Source organism: Ramlibacter sp. WS9 (genome assembly GCF_003797765.1).
In the GTDB taxonomy this organism is placed as follows: Bacteria; Pseudomonadota; Gammaproteobacteria; order Burkholderiales; family Burkholderiaceae_C; genus Ramlibacter.
The window spans coordinates 25,807-32,895 of sequence record NZ_RKMB01000042.1 but is presented as its reverse complement, the minus strand read 5'-3'; the positions used below and the strand labels follow the sequence as shown (position 1 = coordinate 32,895).

At 67.4% G+C, this 7,089-nt stretch carries 7 protein-coding genes; all 7 read right to left on the bottom strand.

The window, feature by feature from the left end:
• Window positions 1–3,327 (bottom strand): response regulator (locus tag EEB15_RS31090; protein WP_141513866.1); only part of this gene is annotated, 3,327 nt, incomplete at its 3' end.
• Window positions 3,328–3,340: 13 nt separating this feature from the next.
• A complete protein-coding gene (locus tag EEB15_RS31085; RefSeq protein ID WP_141513865.1) occupies window positions 3,341–4,459 on the bottom strand; it encodes a response regulator in 1,119 nt (372 codons plus the stop codon).
• A gap of 47 nt (window positions 4,460–4,506) precedes the next feature.
• Window positions 4,507–5,007 (bottom strand): N-acetyltransferase, encoded by a 501-nt coding sequence (locus EEB15_RS31080; RefSeq protein ID WP_158290288.1) that lies wholly within the window; start codon window positions 5,005–5,007, stop codon window positions 4,507–4,509.
• Window positions 5,008–5,014: 7 nt separating this feature from the next.
• Window positions 5,015–5,368: a hypothetical protein gene (locus EEB15_RS31075; RefSeq protein WP_141513863.1), complete on the bottom strand. Its 354-nt coding sequence runs from the start codon at window positions 5,366–5,368 to the stop codon at window positions 5,015–5,017.
• Window positions 5,369–5,378: 10 nt separating this feature from the next.
• Complete coding sequence (locus tag EEB15_RS31070) at window positions 5,379–6,476, bottom strand: MBL fold metallo-hydrolase (RefSeq protein WP_141513862.1); 1,098 nt, start codon at window positions 6,474–6,476, stop codon at window positions 5,379–5,381.
• Between the two features lie 61 nt (window positions 6,477–6,537).
• On the bottom strand, window positions 6,538–6,831 hold the full coding sequence (locus tag EEB15_RS31065; protein ID WP_141513861.1) for a type II toxin-antitoxin system RelE/ParE family toxin: 294 nt from the start codon (window positions 6,829–6,831) through the stop codon (window positions 6,538–6,540).
• Window positions 6,828–7,052: an addiction module protein gene (locus EEB15_RS31060; RefSeq protein ID WP_141513860.1), complete on the bottom strand. Its 225-nt coding sequence runs from the start codon at window positions 7,050–7,052 to the stop codon at window positions 6,828–6,830. Before EEB15_RS31060 ends, EEB15_RS31065 begins: the two co-directional genes overlap by 4 nt.
• Between the last annotated feature and the right edge of the window lie 37 nt (window positions 7,053–7,089).

Sequence of the window (7,089 nt, the reverse complement as noted above, 5' to 3'; positions counted from 1 at the left end):
CTCCAACACCCCCCGCGTCTCCTCCCACAACCCCCGCAGCTTCTCGACTCTCAACGCCGCATCCGCCGGCATGCCCTCTTTCGCCCCGGCCTCCAGCGCATCGGCATGCTGCTGAATCGCCTTCGCCCCCACGTTGCTCGCCCCGCCCTTCAGCGCATGCGCGGCCTTGGCCAGCGCGTCGGCATCTTGGTCCGCCACGGCCTTCGCGAGCGCCTCCAGGCGCGGTGGCGTGTCAGTGAGAAAGAGGTTGATGACCTCCCGGGTCATGCTCAGGTCTTCGTCGTCGAACTCCTTGAATTCCTCCAGCCGCGAGAAATCCATCAGCGGCGCTTCGGGAGCAGCCGGAGGCGCGGGCGGGGGTGCCGGCGGCGCGACGGCATTCTCCGCCGCAACGCGCACCTCGCCCTGGGCGACCCAGCGGTCCAGCGCCTGCGCCAGTGCCGCGACGTGCAGCGGCTTGGTAAGGTAGTCGTCCATGCCCGCCGCTTCGCAGCGCAGCCGGTCTTCCGCCGAGGCCGCGGCCGTGAGCGCGATGATCGGCGGTGCCTTGTCGCCCCAGGCGGCCTGGATCTGGCGCGTGGCCTGCAGACCGTCGACCTCGGGCATGTTGAGGTCCATCAGGATGGCGCCGATGCGCTTCTGGCTCGCAGCAGCATGCGCCACTGCTTCCACGGCGTCGCGGCCATCGGTGGCGGTGAGGATGTCGTAGCCGAGCTTCATCAGCATCGCGCACGCCACCTTCAGGTTCACTGCGTTGTCGTCGGCGACCAGCACGGTGACGTGCTTGCGCGTGTCGGCGGCAACCGTGGCCGAGCGGGCGCTCTCGGCCGATGACGGCGACATCGACCGCACCAGCGTCTCGAACAGCTGGTTCTGGCGCGCAGGCTTGAGCAGGCGCGCGGTGAACAGCTGCGCGCCGTCTTCGGCGGCCGGCATGAAGCCGGAGCTCAAGAGCACGATCGGCACGTCGCGCCACGCAGGCCTGGCCTTGAGTGCGCGCGCGAAAGCCACGCCGTCCATGTCGGGCATGTGCATGTCGGTCACGACAATGTCAGGCACTTGCGCGGCGGCTTCCAGCCATGCCAGGCCCTGCGCGCCCGAGTCGGCGCTCACCACCTCCATGCCCCACAGCTGCAGCTGGCGCGTGAGCACGCGCACGTTTGTTGCATGGTCGTCCACCACAAGAACGCGCTTGCCGCCCAGGCGGCCCATGTCCGCGAGGCCCAAGCTCGGCGCGAGTTGCGTGGGCGGCGCGGTGACAGTGAACCAGAAGGTCGAGCCCTTGCCGGCTTCGCTTTCCACACCCAGTTCGCCACCCATCAGCTCCACCAGCCGCTTGCAGATCGCCAGGCCCAGGCCGGTGCCGCCGTACTTGCGGGTGGTGGACGCGTCGACCTGCGTGAACGCTTCGAACAGCGCGCCCACGCGTTCCGGCGGGATGCCGATGCCGGTGTCGGTGACGCGGAACTCCAGCACGCAGTTGCCGCTGCCGTCGTCCGCCAGCCGCTGGCGCGCGTGCACCGCCACCTCGCCCGAGGCCGTGAACTTCACGGCGTTGTTGATCAGGTTGATGAGCACTTGCCGCAGCCGCGTGACGTCGCCCTTGATCGCCGGCGGCACCGCGTTCGGCCCGTCTTCCGGCACATCGACGATCAGCTCCAGGCCCTTCTCGCGCGCGCGCGGCGCGGCGATGTCGCAGGCTTCTTCCACGGCGCCGCGCACGCTGACCGCCTCGGTCTCCAGCTCCAGCTTGCCCGACTCGATCTTCGAGAAGTCCAGCACGTCGTTGATCACCGCGAGCAGCTGGTCGCTGGACAGGCGGATGGTCTGCAGGTAGTCGCGCTGTTCGGCGTCGAGCGGCGTTTCGGCCAGCAGCGTGCTCATGCCGACCACGCCGTTGAGCGGCGTGCGGATCTCGTGGCTCATCGTCGCGAGGAATGCGGCCTTGGCGCGGGCGGCGCCCAACGCCTCTTCGCGCGACGCCTCGAGTTCCGCGGTGCGCTGTTCGACGCGCGCCTCCAGTGTCTCGTTGGCTTCCTGCAGCGCCTGCGCGTCGGCCTTGACCCGCTCGCGGTAGCCGGCGAGCTGCTCCGCGCTGTCATGCAGCACTCGCGACAGGCGGTGCACTTCGCGTATGCGGGTGCGGCTTTCGATCACCGGCACCTCGCCTCGGCCCAGCTGTTCCGCCGCGGTGGACAAGCGGCGAAGGCGTTTGCCGATGGCCTTGGCGATGAGGAATGCGAGCAGGGCGGCCGTCGCGACCAGTGCGGCGATCACCGCGAGCGACAGCTTCCAGGCCTGCTTGATCTCGCCGGTGAAATCGCTTTCCGGCGCGGCCACCACCAGCGTCCAGCGCAGGCCCAGCGCTTCGCCGAAGGGCCGCTGCATCATCATGAGCGTGTCGCCCGCCATGGGTAGCCGCTGCAGCGACTGGTTGGTGGCGACGCTGTCCTCGGTCTTGCGCGCCCATTCGGCTTCCAGCGCAACGAAGCCTTGGCGGATCACCGCGTTGGCGCTGTCCTTGGGGCTGCGGCGCAGAAGCTTGCCATCCACCTGGCGAAACAGCGAGTCGCCCGCCGAGCCCGCGACGAGGAGCCCTTTTTCGTCGACGACGAAGGCCGCGCCGCGCGCGCTGATGCTTTGCGTCTGCAGCAGATCGGCCAGCTGCTGCAGGTAGAGATCGACGCCGAACACGCCCGCGACGCCGCTGTCAGGGTCGTACACCGGTTGCGACAGCGTCACGTACAGCTGCGGCTTGCCGTCCACCGGCTGGATGCGCGAGAACACGCGGCCCTTCGCTTCCACCGCGCCGAAATACCATGCGCGCGTGCGCGGCTCGAAGTTCACCGCTTCCGCGGGCTGCGGCTGGCTCCGGTCGCCCGGCCGGTTGACGAGGAAGCTGCGGCGCCCGGCGGCATCGGGCGCGCGCACGCGCACCAGCGCACCCGTGCGATGGTTCTCGACCGAGAAGAACTCGCCGCGCTTGTTGCCGAAGTACACGCTGGGCACGTCGGGCGACTGGCGCGTCAGCGCGAACGCCATGGCCTCGAAGGCGGCCGGGTCGTCCAGCCAGCGGCGGGCCCTCTCTTGCTGGGCCGCGTCCATCGGCTCCGGGAAAAGGCCGTTGAGCGCGTCGTGCGCCTGGCGCATGTGCGTCTCGGTGCCCAGCTGCACGCGCGCGGCGACGTTGAAGAGGATTTTCCCGGCCAGGTCTTCGGCGGCCAGCAGGCTGCCGCGTGCCATCAGCCACGCCACCAGCAGCGCCGGCACCAGCGCCAGAAAGAGCAGCGAGGCGGTGAGGATGGTGCGAAGCGAGAACATCCTCATGGCCGGCCCCGCGTCACAGGGCCAGACCCACAAGCTCCACCGCGTCCATCGGCGCGGATCGGCCCGGCAATTCGATGAAAGCACGCGCGCCCGTTCGCACCGCGCCGGTGACGGCGCGCAGCGCGGCCACGCTGGCGACGATGTTCCAGCCCAGCTTGCGGCCCTGCTTTTGCAGCAGCATGGTGGCACTCACGGCGTCGCCCACCGGCAGCGTCTGCGCCGGTCCGCCGTGCAACGGATCCTGCAGCACGGTGAGCGCCACCGGCCCGGTGTGCAGCGCGACGTTCACTTCGAAACGCGGCAACTGGCGCCCGGGATAACGCGCCTCCAGGTATTCGTGGATGCCGCGCGTGGACTCGACCAGTCCCAGCGCCGCCTTGGCCGCGCGCAAGCCGTGATTGACCGTCTGCGTGTCGCTGTCGGCGGCGAAGATGGCCAACAGCCCCTCGCCGACGAATCGCATGTGCCGCGCGCCGAACAGGTGCACCGTGTCGTTCGCGCTGCCGTAGAACTTCTTCACCAGCTCGGCCAGTTCCTGCGAATCGAGCCGCTCGGCCACCGTCGCGTAGTTGGGGATATCGACGAACAGCACCGTGGCGCTGGCAAGACGCTCGTCGGCCGAGCCGGCGTCGGCTTCGGGCCAGCGCTCGCTCAGCTCCGCCGCCAGCCGCTCTTCGTACAGCCTGGACAGTTCGTTCTTTTGCTCCGCCAAGGCGTTCTGCACCGCGCTGTCCACGGCCAGCGCCTGCAGGTTGGCTTGCACGGAGCGCTTGTTCAATTGCGCCGCCACCGCTTCGCGCAGCTCGCCGGGACGGAACGGCTTGGTGATGTAGTCGTCGGCGCCCGTCGTCATGCCGATGCGCATGTGCGCGCGCTCCTGCAGGGACGTGAGCAGGATGACGGGGATAGAGGCGTTGACGGGGTCGGCCCGCAGCGCGGCCAGCATCTGGAAGCCGTTCATGCCCGGCATCTGCACGTCGCTGATGATCAGGTCAGGGCGTTTCGGGCCCACCAGGGCCAGGCCCTGCGCGCCGTCTTCCGCCGTCAGCACGTCGTGGCCGTCCTTCTTGAGAACGGATGCGACCAGCATGCGCGTGCTGGCATCGTCTTCCATGACGATGATGAGGGCCATTGCGTGTCCTTGCGGTTCCACGGCCGAGAACCGGCCAAATGTGGGGCCTATCTTACAAGCGGCGGGCCCAGCGCGAGTTCAAATCGGTCGAACAGGAGGCCATCAAGCTCCTTCTGGCTGTGGAGGCGAAAGCCGAAACGCTCGTACACCGCCCGCAGCCTGGGCTTGCCGCTCATGCAGTCCAGCCGGAGGTAGGGGCGGCCGTGCTGGCGTGCCAGGTCGCAGGCATGGGCCAGCAGCGTTTGCGCGATGTCGGCGCCCTGCTTGCCGGGATAAACAGCCAGTTTGTGGACGAAACCTGAGGAGCCGGCCGGGACGTCCGGCCAGAAAAAGTTGTCGTCCAACTGGAACCGGAAGGCGCCGACAGGGCCCTCATCGTCGAAAGCGAGGTGGTACATGCCCGCGCGCACATGGCCTCCGATCGCCGCCTCACTGATTTCCGGCGGGTCCCAGATGATCTCGCCCTTGGCCCGGATGTGGGCGGCCGCGGCCGCGAGGATGTCGGCGACGATGCCCGCTTCGTGAGATTGCGCAGGACGAATGTGCATGGCCGGCCTATTTTGAGGAACCCAGATCATGGGTGCGCGTGAGCTCCACCCCATCCACCACCATCTTCCACTTACCATCGACCTGGTACGGCGGCTTGGAGACGACGAAGACGGTGCTCATGGGCCCGACGCCGGCCTCGAAGTTGTCGCCGTCGAACTTCTTCAGGGGGGCGTCGACGGAGGTCGTCGCGCCGCCTTTGAGCCGCTTGTAGCTGACCGAACCGTCCGCCGTGATCAGCAGGTACATCGCGGGCTGCTGCCATTCGCCCACGTAGGCGGCCTTATCGGGTGGCACCGGTTTGCCGCAGCCGGCGGCGAGCAGCGCCAGCACGGCTGCGAAGAGGGCTCTTGACGTGTGCATGGCTCCTCCGCTATTTCAGGTTCTTCCACCACAACACATTCGTCCTTGGCGCGCCCACTGTCAACACCTCGCCGATCTCCGGCGTGGCGACGGTGATGCCCTCCTTGGCCGCGATGTCCGTCACCCGGTCCAGTGGATCGCGCCAGGTGTGGAACGCCAGGTCGAAGGTGCTGTTGTGCACCACGTACAGCACCTTCGCGCGCAAGTCCTTGAAGGCCTGCACAGTTTCCTCCGGCATCATGTGGACGGACGGCCAATAGGTGTCGTACGCACCGTTCTCCATCAGCGCGATGTCGAAGCCGCCGAACTTTTCGCCGATCTGCTTGAAGCCGGGGAAGTAACCCGTGTCGCCGCTGTAGAAGATGCGCTGGCCGCCGCTCTGGATGATCCACGACGCCCACAGCGTCTGGTCACGGTCCCACAGCGTGCGGCCGGAGAAGTGCTGGGCGGGTGCCGCCATCAACTCGATGCCGTTGTGGCCGCCCTTGTCCCACCAGTCGAACTCCTGGATGCGGTCGGCCGCGACGCCCATGGACACCAGCCGCTTGCCCACGCCCAGTGGCACGAAGTAGCGCTGCACGTTCTGGCGAAGATGCTCGATAGTGGCGACGTCCAGGTGGTCGTAATGGTCGTGCGAAAGGATCAGGCCTTCGATCGCCGGAAGTTCGGCCAGCGGCAGCGGCGTGGGATGGAACCGCTTGGGCCCCGCCCACTGCACCGGTGACGCCCGCTGGCTGAACACCGGATCGATCAGCCAGTACTTGCCGCGCAGCTTGAGCAGGTGCGACGAGTGGCCCAGCCGAACGATGTGGTTGGCCGCCGGGTCGAGCGCGTCGAGTGCGGCTTTGTCGAGCGTGCGCACCGGGATCGGGTCGATCGGCACCGTGCCTTCTTTTTTTGCGGCGAGGAAGCGACTCCAGATCTTCCACTGATTCTGCGTCGGCTTGGCCTGCGGATTGGGCATGTTGCGAAAGCGGCATTCGCCCGCGGCTTGCGGCGAGGCGGCGTAGCGGGGATCGCAGGCGGTTTGGCTGGTGGCGCAGCCGGAGGTGAGGCAGGCGAGGGCGACGAGCAGGAAGATGGCGAAGGGCTGGCGGAAGTGCGTCATGGGTGGTCTGCTTCAAAGAAGCCCTGTTTCCCTTGATGATGCCCTACGGTCGGGCACCGGGTTAAATGCGACCCAGCCAGTAACCGGGCCGCCGGCGGTGGGGCGCGACCGCTAACACTTCGATTTCGGTCTCCGCCAGGCGATAGAGAATGTTGTATGGGAAGCCAGGGATTCGAAATCGCCGAATGCCAGGGGCATGCTCGACACGGTAGCGTTCCGGGCTCTCACAGACCTTGGCCATTGCCACGTCGAAAGCGGCGAGATAGCGCGCGCCGAGACCGGGTCGTTGCTCCTCGTAGTACGCGACGTGTTCGAGGTGCTCAACACGCGCCGCATCAGCGAAGAAGTAGCTCACTTAAGCAGGGCTTGAGCCTGACGCCGTACCTCGTCAGAAGACACACGCGCTGCCAAGCCCTGATCGATCTCGCTGGCGCGCCGAGCAGCTTCGCGCAACCAGAGTTGCTCGATCTCCGCCTCAGACAGCGCGTCGAGGCTGGAAAGAAGCTGCTCTGCCAGTTCGGCCCTCTCCTGAACAGGAAGCGACAGCGCTTCACGACGGATGGTCTCGGTCTTCATGAGTGAAATACTAGCACTGACCGTGAGCGGGCTCAAT